Below are 25836 nucleotides of genomic sequence, written 5' to 3' on the forward strand. Positions count from 1 at the left end.
TTCTCTTCTACCAAACATAATTTATAAAATTTTATTGATTTTAATTAAAAAATTACAACTTTAGTTGTAATTTTTTTGTGTTTAAACTATAATATCAATAAAATTCTGAATTGTTAACCATATAAAGTCATGGCAACATCAAATCTTAAATCATCAAAACCTTCTGGTTTAGAAACTCCTGAATGTAATGTTGTTGTAAAAGATATATTATTTCCATTTAAATAAATGATTCAATCGGTTGAAGAAATTGATGCTTTTAATTCTGGACTTATAGTAGGTAAAAAGGAATATCTATAAATAGTATAAGGATCTGGATTTAAACCTAATTGTTCCATCCTAATAGCAAGCCCATCTTTAATAATTGTAGGTATTACTTGCAATGCACCATTATTTTCACTAGAAATAATGGTGCTATTTCCTAGATTTGTGAAAAAGAAGTTCCCACTTGTTCTTCTAATTTGCTCTCCACTTATTTCATTTGTTTCAATTCAACCCGGTTCATTAGTTTCGTAATGAACTAGCAATGAATAAACATTTGAATTAGAAGTAGGTCTTTCAATACTTAATTTAGTGATTCTAACATCAGTTTCAATTATTGAATTTACAGATTCAGTAATTGTTGTTATATTATGATTAAAAACTTCTAATTTTCTTAAATGATGTTGTCTATATAAATTTTGAAAGTTTCTTTTACCTATTTCTCCTGTAAATAATCAATTTTTAAGTTGTTCTAGATAATGATCCCTATCTAAATCAGAAAGTATTGCAGGATTCCTAATTGCTCTTATTAAGTTTAATGAAGTAAATCACCCTACTGTTTTTATTGATTTTGAAATTGATTGTTGGCCTATCTGTGAAGCCGTTAAAATTACATCTAAAGTTCCATCTAAATTATTAGCAGCTTCCATATTTTGTGGAAAACTTACAGAAAAAGTTACATTTGAATTTGTGATAGGAACATTAATAAATGAACTCAAATTTTGCTCATTTGGAAAACTTGGTAAAGAGCCTTTTGCATTTTGATTTAACTCTAAAGTATTGATTCTATTAAATTCAAAATTAATCATTTTTAAAAATCCTGAAACAGTAATAACTTTTGATAAAACTAAATTATTTAATTGAGCTTCTAAAATTACATCAATTGTTCCATTATCATCATTAGAAATGCTTGGATTTTGAACTTTCAAAGTAAAATTAACACCATTTATTGAATTAGGTTTAACTAAAAATGTATCAATATTAGCATTGTCTACATTTGAAGGTAAAGTCGAAGATGCTAAATTAGTAAGTTCTAAAGTAGTAATTTTATCTAATTCATTTTTTAAATTTTGCTCATTTAAAGATTTAAATCCTGAAACAGTAATAACTTTTGATAAAACTAAATTATTTAATTGAGCTTCTAAAATTACATCAATTGTTCCATTATCATCATTAGAAATGCTTGGATTTTGAACTTTCAAAGTAAAATTAACACCATTTATTGAATTAGGTTTAACTAAAAATGTATCAATATTAGCATTGTCTACATTTGAAGGTAAAGTCGAAGATGCTAAATTAGTAAGTTCTAAAGTAGTAATTTTATCTAATTCATTTTGCAAATTAATTTGATCACTTAAAGATTTAAATCCCAAAACAGTAATAACTTTTGATAAAACTAAATTATTTAATTGAGCTTCTAAAATTACATCAATTGTTCCATTATCATCATTAGAAATGCTTGGATTTTGAACTTTCAAAGTAAAATTAACACCATTTATTGAATTAGGTTTAACTAAAAATGTATCAATATTAGCATTGTCTACATTTGAAGGTAAAGTCGAAGATGCTAAATTAGTAGTTTTTAAAGTAGAAATTTTATCTAATTCATTTTGTAAATTAGCTTGTATTAGATTATTATCTATTTTTTGTTGAGGTAAAGAAACAATCGGTCCTACAATTGTTGCTGTTCCCATGATAGTTGCAATAGATCCTAAAATCATGTTTTTTTTGTTCATATTCATCCTTATTATTTTATTTTTTTATTTATTTCATTGTGAATATGCTTTAACTTTGTTCGGAAAATTTTAAAATCATGTTTTTAATTTATTAAATATTCACTTATATTTATAAATTTTTATACACTTCTTATAGTTTTCGAAATTTCAAAATTAAATCCACTTAAAAAGTCATTAGCTCCTATAGTTTCATCAAATCTAAATCTTATTATCAATCTTTGAGAAACTATTCTTCCATTACTTGTTACTGAATCTGCTATTTCTCATCTTACAAAAGGAATATGATATCTTAATCCTCTTAATCTAAATTCTGGAGAAATAGCAGGAATGCCATTTACAAGAATAACTGCTCCATTTCTGTCTGTATCTCAAGCACTACCATAAAATAATGCAATATTTGTTCTATTTTCTAATAAAAATTTAGCAAGATCATTTACATTATTATTTCTTTGTGAAAGATTAGGACCTAAAGAACCTACAGCAAATTCGTTTATTGTAAATAATTTATTTAAAACATCATCATTAATCGGTGTATAACCTGTTAAATCTCTAGTAAAACTAAAGTTTTCATTGTCTAAAGTTCCTCTAACAACAATTCTTACATCTCTTGTTGTTTCATTAAAAGGAGCATTATTTATGGTACTAATTTGATAGTTAGTAACAGAAACTCTTGAAGTTGCAATTCCAAAATCATGTTTAGAAATAAAACCAATTTGAGCTAATTTAGTTTGAAAATCAGTGAAATTAGTTGGATTTAAATTAGTTCTTGAAGGGGTAAAAAAATTAGTATTGACTGTTCCATTTAATAAACCAATAGCATCTGCAAAAGCTTTTTCTTTTGTAGGAAAACCTAAAATAGATATTTGTTTTGAAATAGTGCTATTTGATAAACTACCTATAACTTCTAATGATAAAATACCTTGAGTATCATTTGCATTTTTAATTGAAAATGACAAATTAACTTTTTCTAAAGTAGTAGGATTTAATATAATGTCAGAATTTACAATACTTGAAGCTAATCTATTTGATATATTTTCAATTGTAAAACTTGTATTATTAATTGTTTGTAAAACTTGTTCTACTCTTTGAGTAGATGTTTGCAATATAACACTAACATTTTTTGTTCTAACTATTTGACTCATTGAAGCTTTTAAAGAAAATTCTAAAATCCCTGTCGAATCATTAAAAGTACTTGGATTATTTAATTCCAATTGAAAAACAACACCATTACTTGTTCTTGGGGTTATTAAATAAGAATCAATATTTTCTTGAGTTACTTCTGAAGGTAAGGTTGTTTTTGCAATAGCCGTTGTTTCAATATTTGTTATAAGTTTTAATTCATTATCAATAATTGCATTTATTCCTAAAATTTCATCAGTAGCTCTAAAATTTGTAACTAAAATTTTTTTAGATCTACTTTCATTATTTCTTGTTCCTATTAAAAAAACTGAAATTGTTCCATTTTCGTCATTAAATTCATTAGGATTCGGTAATCTTAAAGAAAAATTAATACCATTTCTCGGACTTGGAGAAATAATATAATCATTAATATTTGCATTTGTAACTACCGAAGGTAAAGATGTGGTTGCCAATTCTTTAATGTCTAATCTATCGATTGTTTCAAATTCTTTTCTTAAAGTAATTGAATCTATATTTGCATTAGGACTTATGGTAGCCACAACCGGACCAATAACTGTTGCTGTCGCAAGAGGAACTGCAATAGATCCTAAAATCATGTTTTTTTTGTTCATATGGGGTCTCCTTATATAGTATAATTATACCAAATTTTATTTATTGAGTATGTATTTCGTAAATAAAATAGTATTACCTAGGTTTTCATAAGTTATTATTTTAAAAAATTTTCTAATTCTTGTTGAATTAATCTTGAAGAAACGTTTTTTTGAAAATGAACTTTTAATTTAGAATAAATAGTTTTTTTAAAATTATTAATATTTTTCAAAGAAACGTTTTTTCTTAAATTTTTTGTCCTAAATAATTCATTTAAAATATTTTTAATAAAATTTAAAATAGATTTTTCAATTGCTTCATCTCATTCATTACTAGAAAATTTATTGTGAAAATATTGAATCGATTCATCAGTTAAATTATTTTTGATAATTTCATGATTAAAAATAAAATTTACTAGCAAATTCTTTTTATTTTCAACAAAATCTTCAATTGTTGGGCGAGATAAAATATGAATATTAGTATTATCTAAAAAAATGTTGTCATTTTCATCGCTTTTAGTGAATTTATCATAATATCTATTCCCTGCATTATCACCATCAACAATGACTTTTGGAATTGATTTAGTATTTTTTATAATACCTTTAACAGAATGAACAATATTAGAACCATTTGATTGTATAAAAGAATAATGTGGGAAGCTATCCTTAAAAACTCTTACATCACTAATTCCTTCACAAAAAACTAAATTTCTTATTTCACAAAAAATTTCTGTTGAAATTGTTCCATTATCACCTAAAGAAATAATCTCAATTTCTGGATCAGGATCAAAAACAAGTGAATATCCATTATGAGTTGTATAAAAAATTTGTGTTTCATTTTTTATTGACTGTAATACTTTAATTAAATGAGATAAAGTTTTTATTGAAAGAGAATTTTCAATTTCGTCAATAATTAAAAATTGTGTTCCTAAATATTGGTCTAAAACAAATTGTTTTTGTTCTCCTAAACCTTTATTGGCAATTGAATTAGGATTATTTGTATCAAATTTAAAATCTATAGCTTTTTCAAAATCAAAAATAGGAAAAACATCATAATTAATTTCTTCAAAATTAGAATTATTTTCCATTTTTTGATGTTTTAATTCTAATGATTGATTAGAAAAATTACTCACAAAATTTTTAATTTTACTTATTTCTTCATGATGTTTTTCATATAATTTTGTTAAAATACTTTGTTTAATTACATTTTCAATTTCATGATAATTAGTATGAGCAGAAAGTGAAGCGACATCATTTGAATTTATTATTATTTTAGAATCTAATTTATTTTCATTTAATCATTGTTCTAAATCTGACCCGTAAATTTTTTCATTTGTATATAAATTTTTAACTTTAATTAAATCTCAAAAAATTTCTTTTCTGCAGTTCAAGTAAAAACTAAAATTGTATGGAATATTATTCACTTCTTTTTCTAGAACTATTTTCATTTCATTTACTTGATTAAAGGATTTTGTCTTTAAAGTTTTTCTAAATTTTTCAAAAACATTTACGTCTTGTTTTAAAAACGACAGAATTATTTCCAATAATGTTGATTTACCTGAATTGTTTGGACCAATTATAGAATTCATCTTTCTAAAATGAAAAAATCTATCTTGAAATTTTTTATAATTATTAATATATAAGGACTTGATTTGCATTTTTCTCCAATAATTTATATTTAACTTATTATAACTAAATAATTTTAATTGCCTCTATGATAATAGTATTTAAACTTTATATAATATTTTTGTATAATCATTATTATGACTAAAATAAAAATTTTAGAGATTTTAAAAAATAATGTAGCTACTTCAAATAGTTTGTCAATTCCATTTGAAGTAGAAGTTTTCTTGTGAACAATTTCTATTATTTTTGGAATTGTTTCAATTGCATTTGCTTTTATTGCTTCATTTTATTCATCAAGAGCAAGTAGAGATGTTAAGCAATTGATTAAAAATCAATGAATTTCAGAACATACAAATCAAATTTTTTTCATTAAGTTAAAAGAAATTGATATTTTAACTTCTAAATTGATTTTCAAATTGAAAAAAAATAATGATATAACCTACTTTGATTATAGTTCTACTAGTTCAGGTTGTAGATTACATCCTATTTCTCAGGAAATTACTAAATTTTTAAATGAAACAAAATTTAAAGAATTGATGAATTTTTATAAAGAAGAAAAAGATCTTTTGGATAAAGAATTTTTTGATATTGTTGAAATAGAAGATATTAATAAAACAGAAAAAATCCCATCTTTAAAAATACAAGAATTAATTAATTATCATTTAAAAGCAAAAGACAAAATTAGAGAAATTATTAAACAATATACATTAATTTCAACTTCAGAGTAAAATCAATAAATTTTAAATTTATATCTTTATAATACTCAATATGGAAATAAAAAAAATTATTGCAACAGAAATTAATAGAATTGATAAATTCTTAGCAAATAGTACTGATTATAGTAGAAATGATATTCAACAATTAATTGATGAACATCAAGTCTATGTTAATGATATTTTAGTTAGAAAAGCTTCATTTAAAATCAAAGAAAATGATCAAATTGAAATTAAAAAGCAACTTATCAAAGAAACAAATGCTATTGCACAAAATATTAATTTAGATATTGTTTTTGAAAATGAAGATTTTTTGATTATTAACAAAAGAAGTGGCATGGTGGTTCACCCTGCTCCTGGGAATATGCAAGATACTTTAGTGAATGCGCTTTTATTTCATTTTAAAAATAATCTTTCAAATATTAATGGTGAAATAAGACCAGGAATTGTCCATAGAATTGATAAAGATACTAGTGGACTTTTATTAGTTGCTAAAACAAATGAAGCTCATAATTATTTTGCTTTACTTTTAAAAAAGCATCAAATAGAAAGAAAATATCAAGCAATTATTGTAGGGAAAATGGATCATACAATTACAAATATTAATTTACCTATTGGGAGAAATACAAGTTCTAGATTAAAAATGGAAGTAACTGCTCACAATAGTAAAGAAGCTTTTACAAAAATAACTTCTTTAAAAGCTTCTGAAACTCATTCATTAATTCAATGTGAATTAAAAACAGGAAGGACTCATCAAATTAGAGTTCATTTAGCTCATATTAATAAACCAATTTATGGTGATAATATTTATGGCAAAAAAGTCGATGATTTTAATCAAAGATTACATGCTTATGAATTATCTTTTACTTATAAAGATAATAAACAATATTCTTTTAATGTTCCATTACCAAAAGAGATGCAAGAAGATCTTATAAAATTTAATTTAACATAAAGTAATTTTTATATTAAAATTCATTCATTATAAAATAAATAAAAACTTACTACCAATAAGTAGTAAGTTTTTTATAAGTTAAAATTAGATAATTTCTTTTGTTCAAATTTTATCTATTGTTTCTTTTCAAGTTTCATTATTTACTTCATTGCTATAAGTTTTTATTGTTGAAGAAGAATAATCGCCACTCATATTCAATTTTGTTCAAAAATTATTTAAAACTTTATCATAAGCTTTAATTTCTTTTTCAAGAACTGAAACATCATACTTTTCTAAATAAACACGATTTAATTTAGGTTTAAGTCCATTTTTAATTTCTTCTTTTCCAAGTGTAATTGCCAAAATTGGGATAGCTTTTCCACTTATATTTAAAAGTTTTTTAATTTGTAAAATAGATTCTGCACTATTTCTAATTCCGCCAATATAACAAGTTCCAAAATCTAATTCAAGTGCTGCACTTTCTAATCTAGTGGCTTGAATATATGCATCACCAAAAGCTGTCAATAAATCATTTAAATTATTCTGCTTATAGCTAATTTTATGTATTTTAGAAGAAATTAAAGTTCTATTAAAATCAGCAACAAAAACAAATAAAGCACTATTTTTATAAATGTGTGTTTGTGTTGGATTAGATCCTAATATTTCATAAATTTTTTTCTTAGTATTCATTTCAGTAACAACAATTACCGAAGATTGATGAGCATTCGAAGATGTTGCAGAAGTATTCATTACATCAATTAAAGTTTTTAAATCTTTTTCTGAAATTTTTTCATCTTTAAAAGCTCTTGAACTTTTTCTACTTATTAAATTTTCAATCATATTTCTCCTTTTGTAGACTAATATATAAAACATACTAAAATTTAATCTTTTTTATATATTAACCTACACTTATATTATCTATTAAAATTTACTTTATTTATTAAGAATGATTTTTACTTCTCTAAATTAAGTTTTTAATTAGAAAATAAAACACATTATTTTAAATAATGTGTTTTTGTCTAAAAATTAAATTCCATAATATTCTTTACCAAATAAAGTAAAACTACTTATTGGTTTATGATTAGGGGAAAAAGCATTTCCTAAAGTCGGAGTAATTGCTATATCTGTATTTCCAAACATAAATTCATTAGTGAAAAATGAAGCACTATTATTAGATAAATAAACAATTCAACTTGATTTGAAAAAATTTGCTGTTTGTTGAGTTGTAGCATTTTGTTTTAAATTAAATGTAGTTACAAAATAAGGCGGTCTAATATGTGAGCCTCCTAATTGATTTTGTCTCATTGTTAAAGCATCATTAACCAATTTTGTTTCTTTAACTAAACCTAATTCTTCTAAATTAGCATCTGTTACAACTAATAAGTTTTTAAATGATCTTAAACCATATACTCCTTTTGTAAAAGTTGTATTCGAACCATCAGTTTGATTTTTTAAAGTTCATCCATTTCCAGAAGCATCAAAATTAATATCTAGAGAAGGAGAATTTATATCATGATTTTCAATACTTACATTTCGAATACTAATTTGAGTTTCAAGTAATGAGTTTATTGATTTATTTTCATCTATTTGACTAAGTTCTTTGTCTAAATAATTTTGTCTAACTAAATTTTCAAAATTTCTTGCTCCAACTTGACCAGTAAATAATCAATTTTTTAACACTTCTAAACTATTATTTGGAACAATGCTTTGATTAAAACTTTTAAATAAAGCTATTGAAGTATATCATCCTGATGTTTTTATAACTTTTGAAACTGAAACTTGGCCTGCTTGAGAAGCTGTTAAAAGTACATCTAAAGTTCCTTCTAAATTATTAAAACTTGTATTATTTGCAATACTTACAAAAAAGTTTACACCTAAAATAGATCTTGGAACATTAATGAATGAACTTAAATTTTGATCAGTAGGAAGACTTGGCAAGATATTTGATGCATTTTGATTTATACTTAAAGTAGTAATTTTATTAAATTCAGAAATAATTGTTTTTAAAAATCCATCAATTTTAAATGTTTTTTCATTACTTACATTATTTTTAATACCTATTAAAACTATTGATAAAGATCCATTATTATTATCAGAATCAAATGGATTCGAAACTTTTAATTGAAAACTAATACCATTAATTGCATCTGGTGTAATTAAATATTGATCAATATTTTCATTAGTTACTGATGAAGCTAAAATGTTTGCAGCAGCAGGCTTTAAAGGAATATTTCCTATTTTATCTAATTCTATTTTAATCTCTTCTTTAATTTGTTCTACACTAATTAAGATTTTAAACCCTGATACAATAAATTTTTTCTCAAGAGAAATTCCATCTTTTGTTGCTAATAAAACAATTTCTAATGAACCTGTAGCATCATTAAAATTACTTGGATTTTTTAAAGTAAAAATAACTTCTTTTGCAATTGGATTTGGAGTGATTAAATATTCATTAACATTAATTGGATTTGCACTTGAAGGTAAAATTGATGATGCTAATGGTTTTGTTTTAATAGAATTTATAAGGTCTAATTCACTTTGTAAAATTGCTAGAATTCCTTGTTGCTCATTTAAAGATTTAAAACCTACAACTTCTATTTCTTTAGTTAAAGTTTCATTATTTCTTGTTGCAACTAAAACAACTGAAATTGTTCCATTTTCATCATTAAATTTATTTGGGCTTAAAAGTCTTAAGAAAAAAATTACTTCATTTATTGGCTTTGGCACAACAATATATTGACCAATATTTTCATTTGTAACTAATGAAGGAAGCGATGTTAAAGCTAAATTTGTAAGATCTAATTTGATGATTTTATCAAATTCATTTTTTAATATTTCTTGATTTTTTAATATATCTTCTTGATCTTTGTTTCTATTTTGTCTTGTAACTGCAACACTTGGAGCAATAATTACTGTTGCACCAATTGCTGAAGATGCTATACCTAAAATTAAATTTTTCTTATTCATGTAATTATTATACTACAAATTGATTGATTATCATAAGAACATAAAAATCAAAAATTTTAAATAAAATTATTTCTAAATTATTTTTAACATCTGATAATAAAATAAAAATTAAAACATCCATAATTGAATGTTTTAATTTGAAAATCTATATTAAATTTGAATTAAGAATCTTTAAAATCTAATTTTTTTATAGTCCATAATGTTCTTTAGAAAATAAAGAAATACTTGTTGCGTTTTGTCTATAACTAATTCCGATTGAAGGGCCAAAAGCTAAATCTGTAATTCTAATATTTGTATTTCCTAAAATTGCTCTATCTCTACCATCATTAAAAATTCTTGAAGAGATTGAAAGATTATTACCATTAGAATAAATGATTCATCCTGATTGAGAAATTTGACTTTGTTGAACACTAGTTGATCCATTTGTAAATGAGAAACTATTTACAATATATGGAGGTTGTTTATCCACTAAAGATAATCCATCTCTTACTGTTTTAGGAAGAGGATTTAGACCTACTTGAGTTAAAGTATCAACTGAAGCTATTGTTAAGTTTGAAAAATTACCAAGCTCAAATTCACCTTTTCTAGCTCCTGATTCTAAATGAGAAATTTTTTCTGTTAAAGTAATGCTATCTGGGGCAGTAAAATTTACAATTAAAGTTCTTTGATTATTTCTAGTTTGAATACTTAAACCATCTACTCAAAGATCATTTCTCATTAATGAATTAATTGAATTTGTAAATGTGGTTTCTGCTTGTTGTGATCCTCTTAAATAATGTTCTCTTAGTAAATTTCTAAAGTTTAACTTTCCTACTTCACCTTTAAATAATCATTCATATAATTGATGTAAATAAGCATTTGTTTCATTTGAAGGAAGATTTGCTTGATTAAGTTTTGTAAATAATTGAGTAGTTGATAGTCATCCTGTAGTTGTAATTGTTTTTGATAAACTTTCTTGTCCAGCTTGTGAAGCTGTTAAAACAACATCATGAGTTCCTCTTTGATTATTTTGACTTACTCCTTGAGGAAAACTTATAGAAAATCTTATGCCATTTGAAATTGCTGGAACATTAATAAATGAATCTAAATTTGGATTTGAATTTGTTATAGTTGGTAAAACTGTTGAAGATCCTGCTCTTAGAGATAAAGAAGTAATTTGATTAAATTCAAAAGTAATTCTTTTCATGAATCCTGATACTTCAATACTTTTAGTGCTTGAAATACCTGATTTTGAAGCAACTAAATTAATTGTTAATGAACCATTTCTATCATGAAAAACAAGTGGACTTTGAAGTTCTAATTTAAAACTCACGCCATTAGATTCATTTGGTACATTTAAATATTCATTAATATTTTGATTATTAACTAATGAAGGTAAAACGCTTGAAGCAGCTGGTTTAGTTGCAATTGAAACAATTCCTGCTAATTCTTTGTTAATGTCAGCTGTGATTTGAGCATTAGTAATATTTGCATTATTGTTAAATCCTTGGACACTAAAAGTTTTTTCGACACTAATATTTGATCTAGTTCCTGTCAAAGTAACTGAAATTTGACCATCAGCATCATTAAAAATGCTTGGATTTTTAGTTTGTAAACTAAAAATTACACCATTAGAAGTTGCAGGAGTTTGTAAATATTGAGTAATATTTGCATTATTAACTATTGAAGGTAAAGCACTTGCAGCTGCAGGAGTTAAACTAATACCAGTAATTTTATCTAATTCTGTTTGAATTTCTCTTCTTGTAACCTCATTAACAATTTCTGATAAAGTAGCAAAACCTGAAACAGCAAAGTTTTTTTCTCTAGTAATGTTATTTCTTGATGCTTCTAAAACAACTGGTAAAGTACCGTTGAAATCATTTTGAGAATTTATTTGTCCAACTCTTAATCTAAGAGTAACACCTGTTGCTAAATCAATTGAAGGTAAAATTAAATATTGATTTATGTTTTGAGGTGTTACAGATGAAGGGAGAACAGTTTTTGCTAAAGTAGTTGTTGAAATTGTAGAAATTCTTCCTAAAATATCTAAAAGTAAATTTTCAACTGCTTCAACTTCATTAAAGATTCTAAAACCACTTACATTAATATTTTTATTAAGAGATCTTCCTGATTTAGATCCGATTAAAACAACTCCAAGAGTACCTGTTGTATTATTTGCACTATTTAATTGAACTTTTAAAGAAAATACTACACCATTAATCGAAACTGGAGTATTGATAAAATCATTAATATTTGTATCATTAACATTTGAAGCTAAAGTAGAAGATGCTAAATTTTTGGTAATTAATGTGTTTATAATGTCTAATTCATTTTGAATTTCAAGATCGATTTTTGCATTTATTTCATCTTGATTATTAACTCTAAAACCATTTACATTAATCTTTTTTTCTTGTATTGAATTATCTAAAGAGGCCACTAAAATAACTCCAAGACTACCTTCGGCATCATTTACAATACTTGGTTCTTGTAATTTTAAAGAAAAACGTACTCCACTTGTTGTGGTATTTGGCACTAAAATTGATAGAGCAATATTTAAATTTGTTACTTGTGATGCTAAAATATTTTTTCCAAAAGAAGTTAATTCTAATTGAGTAATTTTTGCAATTTCTTCTTGTGTAACTTGTTCGATTGTAGGACTTTTTTTATTTACTACAGTAGCAATGCTTGGTCCTGCAATAACTGTTGTTAACATACTTGCTGATGTTATTCCTAAAATTAAAATTGATTTTTTCATATAATAATTATAGTATATAATCAATGTTTTTAGTCAATTTTAGTAATATGGAACCTTTTTTTCAATAATTCAATAAAATTATGATCTATTTATTCGGTTGTTTTTTATTACTTATTACATAAAAAAGATAGTTTATTTTTAAGTCTAAAAATTTTAAATATTCAAAAAAAGAATAAGATTTGTATTTTTTTATATTAAAATTAAAAACATTTGAGATTATACAAGTAAAAAAATAATTAAAATTAAAACACCTATATTGATGTTTTAATTTTAAAATTTATATTTGAATGTGATCAAAATTTTTTACATTACAATCCATAGTGTTCTTTAGAAAATAAAGAAATGCTTGTTCCATTTTGTTTATAATTAATTCCATTTGTAGGACCAAAAGCTAAATCTGTAATTTTAATATTTGTATTTCCTAAAATTGATCTGTCTCTACCGTCATTAAAAATTTTTGAAGAAATTGATAGATTATTACCATTAGCATAAATGATTCATCCCGAATTAGAAATTGAATTTTGTTGAACACTAGTTGATCCGTTTGAAAATGAAAAACTATTTACAATATATGGAGGTTGTTTATCAACTAAAGATAATCCATCTACAACTGTTATAGGTCTAGCATTTAATCCTACTTGACTTAAAGTATCAACTGATGCTATTGTTAAATTTGAAAAATTACCAAGCTCAAACTCTCCTTTTCTAGCCCCTGTTTCTAGATGAGAAATTTTTTCTGTTAAAGTAATACTATTTGGAGCAGTAAAATTTACAACTAAAGTTCTTTGGTTATTTCTAGTTTGAATACTTAAACCATCTACTGAAAGATCATTTCTTATTAATGAATTAATAGAATTTGTATATGCTGTATCCGAAGTATTTGCTCCTTTTAAATAATGTTCTCTTAATAAATTTCTAAAATTTAATCTTCCAACTGGACCTTTAAATAATCAATCATACGCTTGACCTAAATAATGATTTGTCTCATTTAAAGGAATATTTGTTTGGTTAAGTTTTGTAAATAATTGAGCAGTTGATAATCATCCTGTAGTTGTAATTGTTTTTGATAAGCTTGTTTGACCAACTTGTGAAGCTGTTAAAACAACATCATGAGTTCCTCTTTGATTATTTTGACTTATCCCTGAAGGGAAACTTATAGAAAAACTTACGCCATTAGAAATTGCTGGAACATTAATAAATGAATCTAAATTTGGATTATCGTTTGTTATAGTTGGTAAAACTGTTGAAGATCCTGCTCTTAGAGATAAAGAAGTAATTTGATTAAATTCAAAAGTAATTCTCCTCATGAATCCTGATACTTCAATACTTTTAGTACTTGAAATACCTGATTTTGAAGCAACTAAATTAATTGTTAATGAACCATTTCTATCATTAAAAATAAGTGGACTTTGAAGTTCTAATTTAAAACTTACGCCATTAGATAAATTAGGTGCATTTAAATATTCATTAATATTTTGATTATTAACTAATGAAGGTAAAACACTTGAAGCTGCTGGTTTAGTTGCAATCGAAACAATTCTTGCTAATTCTTTATTAATGTCAGCTGTGATTTGAGCATTAATAATATTTGAATTAGTGTTAAAACCTTGGACACTAAAAGTTTTTTCGACACTAATATTTGATCTAGTTCCTGTTAAAATAACTGAAATTTGACCATCAACATCATTAAAAACACTTGGATTTTGAGTTTTTAAGCTAAAAATTACGCCATTAGAAGTAGCTGGAATTTGTAAATATTGGGTAATATTTGCATTATTAACTATTGAAGGTAAAGCAGTTGCAGCTGCAGGAGTTAAACTAATACCAGTAATTTTATTTAATTCTGTTTGAATTTCCATTCTTGTAACTTCATTAACAATTTCTGATAAGGTAGCAAAACCTGAAACAGCAAAGTTTTTTTCTCTAGTAATGTTATTTCTTGATGCTTCTAAAACAACTGGTAAAGTACCGTTGAAATCATTTTGAGAATTTATTTGTCCAACTCTTAATCTAAGAGTAACACCTGTTGCTAAATCAATTGAAGGTAAAATTAAATATTGATTTATGTTTTGAGGTGTTACAGATGAAGGGAGAACAGTTTTTGCTAAAGTAGTTGTTGAAATTGTAGAAATTCTTCCTAAAATATCTAAAAGTAAATTTTCAACTGCTTCAACTTCATTAAAGATTCTAAAACCACTTACATTAATATTTTTATTAAGAGATCTTCCTGATTTAGATCCGATTAAAACTACTCCAAGAGTACCTGTTGTATTATTTGCACCATTTAATTGAACTTTTAAAGAAAATACTACACCATTAATCGAAACTGGAGTATTGATAAAATCATTAATATTTGTATCATTAACATTTGAAGCTAAAGTAGAAGATGCTAAATTTTTGGTAATCAATGTATTTATAATGTCTAATTCATTTTGAATTTCAAGATCAATTTTTGCATTTATTTCATTTTGATTATTTACTCTAAAACCATTTACATTAATCTTTTTTTCTTGTATTGAATTATCTAAAGAGGCCACTAAAACAACTCCAAGACTACCTTCAGCATCATTTACAATACTTGGTTCTTGTAATTTTAAAGAAAAACGTATTCCACTTAATGTGGTATTTGGCACTAAAATTGACAAAGCAATATTTAAATTTGTTACTTCTGAAGCTAAAATATTTTTCCCAAAAGAAGTTAATTCTAATTGATTGATTTTTGTAATTTCTGCTTGTACAATTTGTTCGCTTGTAAGACTTTTTTTATTCATTACAGTAGCAATACTTGGCCCTGCAATAACCGTTGTTAGCATGCTTGCTGATGTTATTCCTAAAATTATAATTGATTTTTTCATATAACAATTATATTATAGAATTAATGTTTTTATTAAAAATTTATAATATAACAAAATATTTCCAAAGTTTAATAAAATTAAGTTTTACTTATTTTGATGTTCTTTTATTATTCATTATTAAAGAATCTAACATATTTTTAGGTTTAGGAATTTTTAAATAATCTAGAATAGTTGGAGCAATATTTGCTAAAGTTCCTGAATTTAATTTTAAGTTTTTATCTGTAACAATTAGCATAACAGGTGAGGTAGTGTGTTTTGTTGCAGGATTTCCATTTTCATCTTCAGTAATTTCTGCATTACCATGATCTGCAGTAATAAATAAAGTGTGGTTTGTTTTTTCAATTGCTTTTAAAATTTTTCCATATTGAAAATCTAAAAATTCAAGAGCTTTAATTGTAGCTTTTAAATTACCTGTATGTCCGACCATATCAGGATTAGCATAATTTAAAATAATAACATCATATTTTCCTAAATTAGCAATTAAAGTATCTGTAATTCCTGCAGCAGACATTTCTGGATAATCTGCAAAAGAATCAGCTTTAACTGAATCTATAAGGATTCTTTCTTCATTTTCATATAAAACATCATTTCCACCATCAAAGAAAAATGTCACATGAGCATATTTTTGTGTTTCAGCAATTCTTAATTGACTTAATCCATTTTTAGCTAAAATATTTCCTAAAGGATTAGTTATTTTCATTTCTTCATATGCAATATTTGTATCTAAACCTTCATATTTCATCATCGAAGTAAAATTACTTAATTTAACTTGATTTTTAGATTGATAATTATATAAATTAGATTGAATTAATAAGTGACTAAGTTGTCTGGCACGATCAGGTCTAAAATTATAAAAAATCACAGCATCATTATCTTTTAAATTTAATTTTTTTGCTAAATAATCTTTATTAATTGCAGGTATAAAAAATTCATCGCTAATATCTTTTTGATATTGTGCTTTGATATATTCGCTTGCATTTGTAAAATAATTTGTTGTTTTTCCCATCATTACTTCTAGTGCTTGTTCATTTCTTGTAAAAATTTGATCTCGATCCATAGCATAAAAGCGTCCCATGATTGAGCCAATTGCATAGTTATATTTTTTTGTAATTGCTTCAAGTTTTTTAATCGAAGTTAATATTGATCTTGGAGCAACATCTCTTCCATCTCCAAAAACATGTACAGAAACATTTTTAAGTCCATTTTCATGTGCTGCTTCAATTAATTTAAATAAGTGCTCTTCATGTGAATGAACACCTCCATCTGAAAGCAATCCCATTAAATGTAAAGTATTTGTTTCATTATTTTTTTTAACAGCATTAAATGCTGCAATGAATTTAGCATTTTGTTTAAATTTATTATCTTTAATATCTTTATTAATTAAAGATAAACCTGTATAAACAATTTGTCCTGCTCCTATATTCAAATGACCAACTTCACTATTTCCCATTTGATCATCTGGTAAGCCTACATAATCTCCTGAGGCTTGAATGACACTATTTGGATATTCATTAAATAATTTATCAAAATTAGGAGTTTTTGCTAATTTAAAAGCATTTCCTTGTTTTTCTTCTCTTAGACCTAAGCCATCTATTACGGATAAAATAACTGTTTTTTTCATATAATAATCTCCAATATTTTCTATCATATTATAAATTGAAAAAAATTTAATTATCTATTTTTTAAATATTATGTTTTAAAAAATAAATTTAAGAACTTATTTAAATTAAAAAACCACCAAATTGATGATTTTAATAATTAATTAAATCTTAATATTGAGTAATTCTAAAATAATTATTGTTTGTAACACCACTTATATTTTTTGAATTGCACTTGCAGAATCAAGTGCAAGTAAAATGCATATTAATAACAATTTCTTGTGTGTAATAGAGTTTTCTGTTGTTAAATTTATAGTTGATCATCTAAATGATTTGCTACCAAGCCTTAAATTCTATTATGAAGTTCTTCATTAAATTGAGGGATATTATTTTCAAAAATTAAATTATCATTAACATCTTTTGCTCATGCATTTTTTATTTTAACAACAATACCTCTAAAAGCTGTTAAATTAGCATTTGTTGTATTAGTAGAAATTAAATCCTCTATTTCATTATTTGCTCTATTATTTGCAATTAAAGTTTGATCATTGCGTTCAAAAGTAAATAAAGTATCAGTAACACTACTAATTGCAGTAAAGCCTTTTAATTCTTTTGAAAAACTTACTACATTTTCATCAAATGTACCATTAATTGTAATTTTCATATCTATTGATTCTTTTGTAAAAGTGTTTATACTTCCATTTAAATCTGTGATTTGATATTTGTAAGTGTGAATTTTCCTGAACTAAATTGTTCCAAAATTTCCATTTTTATTAGTGATACCTATTTGTTTGATGAAATTTCTAATTGTATTGATATCATTTTGTGTTACAAGAGATGTAACTAAAAGGGTAAAGAAAGTAGTATTTACTTCTGAATTAGATAATCCAAGTCAATCACCAAAGGCCATGGTTGTAGTTTTAAAAGTAGTTATTTAAAACGTTTTAGTATTTAAAATTTGTTATTCAAAAGAAGCTATAATTTTTACACTTAGAGTTCCAATAGTATTATTATAGATAAATCTGCTTCCAATGTAAAATTAACACCACTAATTGAATTTATACTTACATATTCATTAATAAGTTCATTTGTCATTTAAGATACTAAAGTTTCATTAATTACATTTTGGTTATTAATATTTAAACTTTATTAAATAATTTCATTATAAGCATTTTGTAAAATAGTTAAATCACTAGCAATTTCGTTTGGTGTTTTAAATCCACTTAAAGTAATTTCATTTTTTAAATTTTTTTAATTTCACCTAATAAACTTTGTGAATTCATTCGAAACCCTGAAACTGAAAACTCTTTGTCCCTAAATATTAAAGGATTTTCATTTGTAAAAGCATCAATTCTAAATTTTAATGTTCCTGTTGAATCACTAAGATTTTTTTCTTCTTCATTTTGTGGTGTTCAAAATATTCTAAAAATTACACCATTAATAGGTTCTGGAGTAGTAATTAATTCTCTTATATTATCAGCAGTTACTTCTGAAGGTAAAGTAGTTGCAAAATCTCCTTTAAGAGTTAAGTTAGCAATTTTTGCTAATTCATTATCTAATATCTGATTTCTTTGATCTAATTTTTGGAATCCAGTAATAGGAAAAGTTTTAGTTTCAATTACTTTTCCAATAGAACCTTCAATTGTAATAGTAAGAGTTCCATCAACATTATTTTCTAAACTAATTAATGAACTTTTAAAACTTACTCCATTTGCCTCTGGTAAAGCTTCAAAGAAAGTATTAACATTATCAAGCTTTACTTCTGAAGGTAAAGTAGTTGCAAAAGCGCCTATTTTTACTAGATTTAGTTTTTCAAGTTCTACTTTAATTTTAGCTTTTCTCTGAGTTGCTGTTTCAAATCCTGTAATAGTAATTTCCTTTGTTCTACTATCAGTTCCAATTTGCCCTGTTAGTGTTAAAGTTAAAGTGCCTATTTCATCATTTATAGCAGTTTTTGTTGAAATAGAATAAGTAAAATTTACACTATTAATAGTATTATTAAAATTTTTTGTTATTTCAGTTTGTAAATTAGCTGCATTAATTTCTGAAGCTAATTTTGTATTATTTGTTACTTTAAAATTAGCTGATATAATTTTTTCAAGCTCTAGATCGATTTTTTTAAAATTTTCAGCACTTTCTGATGTTGTTGTTCCGCATGCTACAACTGTTATTGGTAAAATTGCAATTGTACTTAGTGTACCAATTCCAATTAAATATTTGTTTTTGATTTTCATATAAAATATAGTTTCCTTTTATTTACTTTTTAACTTATTATAAAACAAAATTTGAGTTATTTTTAAATGCTATTTTCATATCTCTAAAAAAGAAGTAATTAAAAAGAAAAAAACATCTAGTAATTAATAAACCTAATAATTATACAATATAAAAAAACATCAATTTTAATTGATGTTTTTTGTAGTAATTTTATTTAGTTTTTATTCTTAGAATAATTTAAAAAATATATTTAGTAAATAAATTAGAAAACTTATGATATTTCATGTTTATCAAAGTTAAGTGTATGTTTTTCTTGTTTTAAAACATTCTATAATACTATATTAAAACTTCATAAATTGCATGTTCAATTTACTTCGAAAGTTTTAATTAAGCATTACTAACTTTACCTTCTCATCTAAGTGGATGACCATTTTCAGGGGCTCTTACTGCATCTAAATAAACATATACTCTTCAGTCTTGTGTATTTGTAGTTGTGTCTACACCAAAATGGCGTCATCTCACAGCATTGAATGCACTTGCTGACACTGCATATCTTAATCCTTTATTATGTAATTCATCATTAAATCGAGGGAATCCATTTTCAAAGATCGGTGCTCCACTATTATCTTTTGCTCAAACATCACCAAGACTAAATTTTACACCTCTAAATGGATTTAATAAAGCAGTGAAAGTAGAATTTGCAGGAGTACCAGCAGCAGGAGTGGTAAGAATTAAATTACCAACTTTTTCGATTGTGAAAAATCTATTTAATAAATCTTGAGAAATTGGTTTAAATCCTTCAATTCTTCTTGAATAAGTTACTGCTTCATTATTGAAAGTTCCATTGACAATTAAAGTATGACCATTTGTTGTCGTATCAAAAGTACTATTTTGTAATTGATAACTTGTAATAGCAAATTGATTATTATCGATTCCTAAATTTTCTTCTTTCAATATAAGACCGATTTCTGTCAATTTATTTTTCATATCAGTTAATGTTGTAATACTTGTAACTAAGTTGGTTCTTGAAGGAATAAAGAAAGTTGTATCTACTTCTGCATTTCTTAGTCCTAATATTGCTGCTAAAGCATCTTTAGGTGTTAAAAAACCTGATATAGTAATTATTTCTGAAATTCTTTCAGTTCCTTCAAAAGTACCTTTTACTTTAAAACTTAAAGTACCATCTGTATTATTTCTACTTAAATCAATAACTTCTAAATTAACACCTCGTTTATCAAAACTTTGAATAAATTTAATATCAGCATTAGAAATTGATGAAGATAATTTTGTTGCTTTATTTTCAATTTCAAAAATTTCAGATGTAATTGAATCAATTGTTTTTTGTAATAAAGTTTGTTGTATTTTTTGAGTAGTAAAAAAAGGTGTGTCAATTAAATAATCAGTTGATCCGGCAAATGCTAATGTTTGATCAAAGTGGAATCATATAGTAATACTTTGTTCTCCATTTTCAACAGCAGAAGTTCTTCAGGCAAAACGATTAGCATGAAGTCTTAAATTTCTATTATGAAGTCCTTCAATAAATGAAGGTATTCATGTTGCTTCACCTGTAGAAGCAAACTCTTCTTTTCCGCTTGCAGTATTAAAGAATTTTTTTCAATCTGATGATTCTTTAGCTACAATTCCTCTATCTGGTAGATGATTTTGTTCAAATAATTGCCCTGTGTGGAGATTACCTTGAGATGCTGTTAATAATGGTTTTTCATTACGTGTAAAAGTTATTAGAGTATCTAAGATTGTACCAATTGCAGTATATCCTTTTAATTCTTTTGTAAAATTTACTAATTTTCCATCAAAAGTTCCGTTAATTGTAATTTTCATATCTTTTGAATCTTTTGTAAATGTAGTACCATTATTTAAATCTGTAATTCGATAATTTGTAAGTGTGAATCTATTAGCATCAACATCTCCAAAACCTATATTTTTATTCATAATACCAATTTGATTTATGAAAGTTCTCATTGTGGTGATATTACTTTGTGATTGAACATTTGTAACTGAAGGGGTAAAGAAAGTAGTATTTACTTCTGAATTAGATAATCCAAGTCAATCTCCAAAAGCCATGTTTGCTGTTTTGAAATTATTTACATTTAATATTTTAGTATTTAAATTTTGACCTTCAAAAGAAGCAATAACTCTTACATTTAAAGTTCCAATAGTATCATTAGATGAATCTATTTCTAATTTAAAATTAACACCATTAATTGAATTTATACTTACATATTTATTAATAAGTTCATTTGTCATTGAAGATGCTAAAGCTGTAATAATTTCATTTTCATTATTGATATTTAAATTTTGTTGAGTGATTTGATTATAAGCATTTTGTAATGTAATTAAATCTTTTTCCCTTTTTTCTTGTGTTGTTAAAAAGCCTGACATAGTAATAAATTTATCAGTTGTTTCACCTAAAGTTGCAACAACTTTAAAAGTAATTTGGCCTAATTCATCATTACGATTAGTAATTTCTAAACTTAAAGCAACTAATTCTCTTGTTGAATTAGTAATACTAATAATGGTACTATTTATATCTTTTGGCAAAATTTCATTTTTATTATTAATTCCTAAAATAATATCATTTTCAGTAATTTCATTTAAAATTCTTTCTCTACGTTTTGCATTTGTTTCAAAATTAGAAATCTCTATTTTAATTGAAGATTTTTCAATTCCTTTAAAAGTACCTTTTACTTTAAAACTTAAAGTACCATTAGCATTATTTGGGATTATTTCTAAAATTTCTAAATCAACACCCTTATTATCAAAATTTTTAATAAATTTAATGTCAGAAGCAGCAATTTCTGAAGGCAATTTATTTTGTTTTTCGATTTCAAAAATTTCTGCCTTAATTGCATTAATAATTTCATTTAAATGATCTTGATTTGTTTGAAATTTTGTGATAGTAATTTCTTTTTCTTTTGAAATTCCTGAAATAGAAGCTTTTAAAGTTACTTTTAATTCTCCTTTTGTATCATCATCACTATTTGCTTTAAAAATAAGTTCAAAACTTACCCCATTAGATATTGTTGGATTAGAAATAAAGTTTTTTAAAGTTTCAGCAGTTATTGTTGAAGGTAAAGTAGTTGCAAAAGCACTTAAATTAGCTTCGATAGTAGTAATTTTTGCTAATTCTTGATCTAATCTTTGATCAATTGTTTGAAATTTTGTGATAGTAATTTCTTTTTCTTTTGAAATTCCTGAAATAGAAGCTTTTAAAGTTACTTTTAATTCTCCTTTTGTATCATCATCACTATTTGTTTTAAAAATAAGTTCAAAACTTACCCCATTAGATGTTGTTGGGTTAGAAATAAAGTTTTTTAAAGTTTCAGCAGTTATTGTTGAAGGTAAAGTAGTTGCAAAAGCACTTAAATTAGCTTCGATAGTAGTAATTTTTGCTAATTCTTGATCTAATCTTTGATTTCCACTTTGGTCAGTTGTTTGAAATTTTGTGATAGTAATTTCTTTTTCTTTTGAAATTCCTGAAATAGAAGCTTTTAAAGTTACTTTTAATTCTCCTTTTGTATCATCAGCACTATTTGCTTTAAAAATAAGTTCAAAACTTACCCCATTAGATGTTGTTGGATTAGAAATAAAGTTTTTTAAAGTTTCAGCAGTTATTGTTGAAGGTAAAGTAGTTGCAAAAGCACTTAAATTAGCTTCAATAGTAGTAATTTCTGCTAATTCTTGATCTAATCTTTGATCAATTGTTTGAAATCCGCTAATATCAAAATCTTTAGTTACTTTAGATTCTCCAATTGAACCTTCAATAGTAACTGTTAGTGTTCCGACCTCATCATCTTGTAATTTTACATTTATAAATTTAAGATTTATACCTTCTACAATCGGTAGACTATTAAAGAAAGAAGCAACATTTTCAACTTTTACTTCTAAAGGTAAAGTAGTTGCAAAAGCACCTGTTTTTACTAGGTTAATTTTATCAAGTTCTACTTGAATTTTAGCTTTATTTCTTTGATCAATTGTTTGGAATTCGATAATATCAAAATCTTTAGTTACTTTGATTTCTCCAATTGAACCTTCAATAGTAACTGTTAGTGTTCCTGTTGTATCATTTTGTGATTTTACACTTATAAATTTAAGATTTACATCTTTTACAGGTTTTAGAATTTCAAAGAAAGAAGCAACATTATCAAGTTTTACTTCTAAAGGTAAAGTAGTTGCAAAAGCACCTGTTTTTACTAAAGTAAGATTATTAAGTGCTGCTTGAATTCTTTGGTTTGGATCTAGTTCTTTTCTTTGATCTTCAGTTTGAAATCCTATAATAGAAATATCTCTAGAGATTTTAATATCTCCAATCGAACCTTCAATAGTAATGCTTAGAGATCCATTTTTATCATTTACTAAACTTAGATTTGTAATTTTAAAACTTACTCCTTCAATTATTGCTGGAATCTCAATTAATTTAGTAACATTTTCAGGTTTTACTTCTGAAGGTAAAGTTGTGTCAAATGTGTTAATTAATTTTGGAACAATTTCATTCAATTTTCTTTGAATAAGTGCATTTTGCTGTTCAATACTTTCTGCTCTTTCATCTATTGTTTGGAATCCTGTAATAAGAATGTCTTTACCAAAAGAGATATTGCCGATAAAAGCTTGTAAATTAACTTTTAATTCTCCTTTTTGATTATTAAATAAGTTAGGTAAAAAAACAAATCTAAAACTTACATCATTAGTATCGCTAGGTAATTGATTTTTAATAAAACTATCTAAATTATTTGCATCTACTTCTGAAGGCATAGTAGTTTTAAAATCACCCATATCAACTTTTAAAGTTGTAGAAGTAATTTTATCTAATTCTTGTTTTACTCTTTCTAAAGATGATTGAAACCCTGTGATAAAAATTTCTTTTTGATCGGTTTTATCTCCAATAAAAGCTTGTAAATTAACAGTTAATTCTCCTGATGCATTAGTAAACTTATTAGGAATAAAAATAAGTCTAAAACTTACAGAATTAACAGTTGCTGGATTTTTTATAAAAGAGTTTAAATTTGTATTAGATACCCCTGAAGCTAAAGTTGTATTAAAATTACCTTGATCGGCTTTAAGAGTACTAATTTTATCTAATTCTTGTTTTAATCTTTGAGCTATTGTTTGGAAGTTTTTAACTTGAACCATTTTTTCTGACTTAATATTGTCAATAGAACCTTCAATATTAACAAAAAGAGTTCCTTCATCATCATTTGGTGAAGTAACTGATAAGTATTTAAAGCTAACACCATTTTGATCTTGTAAAGGTGAAAATAAACCAGCAATATTTGTAGAATTTACTTCTGAAGGCATAACAATTTTAGAAGCTTCTAAGTTTGTTAGAGTTTCAATTTTATCAAGTTCTGCTTTAATTTGAGCAGTTTTAATTATTAAGTCCCTTTGAGCTCTTGTTTGGAATCCTGTAATTATAACTTCTTTTGATTCTGGTTGAATTACTTGACTTGGATCATCTAAATCTTCAGGCTCTCTACCAACAATATATGCTTGTAAAGTTGCTGTTAATTCACCTTTTACATCATCAGCACTATTTGCTTTAAAAATATATCTAAAACTTACTCCATTTGATGTTACTGGGTTTAAAATAAAGTTATTTAAATTTTGAGCACTTACTTCTGAAGCTAAAGTTGTTAAAGAACCAACTAAAGTTGCTTCATGTTTATTTTGTTTTGTTAGTTCTTTAGAGATTAATTCTTTTCATTCTTCAAGTGTTAATTCTCTAGTTTGGAATTCTGTAATAGTAATTGTTTTAGAATCTTTAATAGTTCCGATTGAAGCTTCTAAAGTAACACTTAAGCTTCCTAATCCATCATTAAAACTATTAGGAAGAAAAATAAGTTTAAAACTAACACCATTTTTAGAAGCTGGATCAGATACAAAACTACTTAGAGTTGATGAAGTTACATTTGAAGCTAAAGTTGTAGCAAAATTACCTTTATCAGCTTTAAGAGTACTAATTTTATCTAATTCTTGTTTTAATCTTTGACTAATAGTTTGAAATCCTGTAATAGTGATTTCTTTAGTTCTACTATCGGTCCCAATTTTACCTGTCAAAGTTAAAGTTAAAGTACCTGTGGCAGCATTTATAGGAGTTTTTTCAGAAAGAGCATAAGAAAAGGCAACACCATTAATAGTGGTAGCATTATTTTTTGTTATTTCAGTTTGTAAATTATTTGCATTAATTTCTGAAGCTAATTTGTTTTTATCTTTAATAAGAAAATTATCTTTAGTAATTTTTGCAAGTTCAACATCAATTTTTTTAATATTGTTAGCATTTTCTGATGTATTAGTTGCACATGCAACAACTGTTATTGGTAAAATTGCAATTGCACTAAGTGTACCAATTCCAATTAAATATTTCTTTTTCATTTTTAACATAAAATATAATTCCTTTTCATATTTGTTTTTGTTTTAGAATAATGTTATCTATTATAAATAATTCCAATATTCTTTAATTCT

The 25836-nt window shown here is 25.0% G+C and carries 14 protein-coding genes; 2 read left to right on the forward strand and 12 right to left on the reverse strand.

The features are described from left to right. Positions 1-113: 113 nt before the first annotated feature. From MMOB_RS01730 to MMOB_RS01740, 3 genes are all read right to left on the reverse strand, one after another. Positions 114-1994 (reverse strand): lipoprotein 17-related variable surface protein, encoded by a 1881-nt coding sequence (locus tag MMOB_RS01730; protein ID WP_041362871.1) that lies wholly within the window; start codon positions 1992-1994, stop codon positions 114-116. 119 nt (positions 1995-2113) lie between these two features. Continuing rightward, positions 2114-3745 (reverse strand): lipoprotein 17-related variable surface protein, encoded by a 1632-nt coding sequence (locus MMOB_RS01735; RefSeq protein ID WP_011264843.1) that lies wholly within the window; start codon positions 3743-3745, stop codon positions 2114-2116. A 95-nt stretch (positions 3746-3840) separates the two neighbouring features. After that, the gene (locus MMOB_RS01740) at positions 3841-5379 is read right to left on the reverse strand and encodes an AAA family ATPase (RefSeq protein ID WP_011264844.1); all 1539 of its coding nucleotides are present in this window, start codon (positions 5377-5379) and stop codon (positions 3841-3843) included. Between the two features lie 105 nt (positions 5380-5484). On the opposite strand from MMOB_RS01740, the gene MMOB_RS01745 reads away from it, so the two are divergent. Beyond that, a complete protein-coding gene (locus MMOB_RS01745; protein ID WP_011264845.1) occupies positions 5485-6075 on the forward strand; it encodes a hypothetical protein in 591 nt (196 codons plus the stop codon). A 40-nt stretch (positions 6076-6115) separates the two neighbouring features. Then, a complete protein-coding gene (locus MMOB_RS01750) occupies positions 6116-7012 on the forward strand; it encodes an RluA family pseudouridine synthase (protein ID WP_011264846.1) in 897 nt (298 codons plus the stop codon). An 84-nt stretch (positions 7013-7096) separates the two neighbouring features. Here MMOB_RS01750 and MMOB_RS01755 read toward each other — a convergent pair whose 3' ends face one another. From MMOB_RS01755 to MMOB_RS01790, 9 genes are all read right to left on the reverse strand, one after another. Continuing rightward, positions 7097-7831 carry a nitroreductase family protein gene (locus tag MMOB_RS01755; protein ID WP_050707642.1) on the reverse strand — a complete coding sequence of 245 codons (735 nt, stop codon included), beginning with the start codon at positions 7829-7831 and terminating at the stop codon, positions 7097-7099. A 186-nt stretch (positions 7832-8017) separates the two neighbouring features. Then, complete coding sequence (locus tag MMOB_RS01760) at positions 8018-9958, reverse strand: lipoprotein 17-related variable surface protein (RefSeq protein WP_011264848.1); 1941 nt, start codon at positions 9956-9958, stop codon at positions 8018-8020. 187 nt (positions 9959-10145) lie between these two features. After that, a complete protein-coding gene (locus MMOB_RS01765) occupies positions 10146-12692 on the reverse strand; it encodes a lipoprotein 17-related variable surface protein (protein ID WP_011264849.1) in 2547 nt (848 codons plus the stop codon). 308 nt (positions 12693-13000) lie between these two features. Further along, positions 13001-15547: a lipoprotein 17-related variable surface protein gene (locus tag MMOB_RS01770; RefSeq protein WP_011264850.1), complete on the reverse strand. Its 2547-nt coding sequence runs from the start codon at positions 15545-15547 to the stop codon at positions 13001-13003. Between the two features lie 88 nt (positions 15548-15635). After that, on the reverse strand, positions 15636-17168 hold the full coding sequence (gpmI, locus tag MMOB_RS01775) for a 2,3-bisphosphoglycerate-independent phosphoglycerate mutase (protein ID WP_011264851.1): 1533 nt from the start codon (positions 17166-17168) through the stop codon (positions 15636-15638). 323 nt (positions 17169-17491) lie between these two features. Then, a complete protein-coding gene (locus MMOB_RS01780) occupies positions 17492-17809 on the reverse strand; it encodes a hypothetical protein (protein WP_011264852.1) in 318 nt (105 codons plus the stop codon). A gap of 81 nt (positions 17810-17890) precedes the next feature. Further along, complete coding sequence (locus tag MMOB_RS03625) at positions 17891-18055, reverse strand: hypothetical protein (RefSeq protein ID WP_156768866.1); 165 nt, start codon at positions 18053-18055, stop codon at positions 17891-17893. Between the two features lie 331 nt (positions 18056-18386). Next, positions 18387-19379: a lipoprotein 17-related variable surface protein gene (locus MMOB_RS01785; RefSeq protein WP_011264853.1), complete on the reverse strand. Its 993-nt coding sequence runs from the start codon at positions 19377-19379 to the stop codon at positions 18387-18389. Between the two features lie 367 nt (positions 19380-19746). Then, positions 19747-25746 carry a lipoprotein 17-related variable surface protein gene (locus MMOB_RS01790; protein ID WP_192805341.1) on the reverse strand — a complete coding sequence of 2000 codons (6000 nt, stop codon included), beginning with the start codon at positions 25744-25746 and terminating at the stop codon, positions 19747-19749. Positions 25747-25836 lie beyond the last annotated feature (90 nt).

It is taken from the genome of Mycoplasma mobile 163K (genome assembly GCF_000008365.1).
Lineage (GTDB): Bacteria > Bacillota_I > Bacilli_A > Mycoplasmatales > Metamycoplasmataceae > Mycoplasma_J > Mycoplasma_J mobile.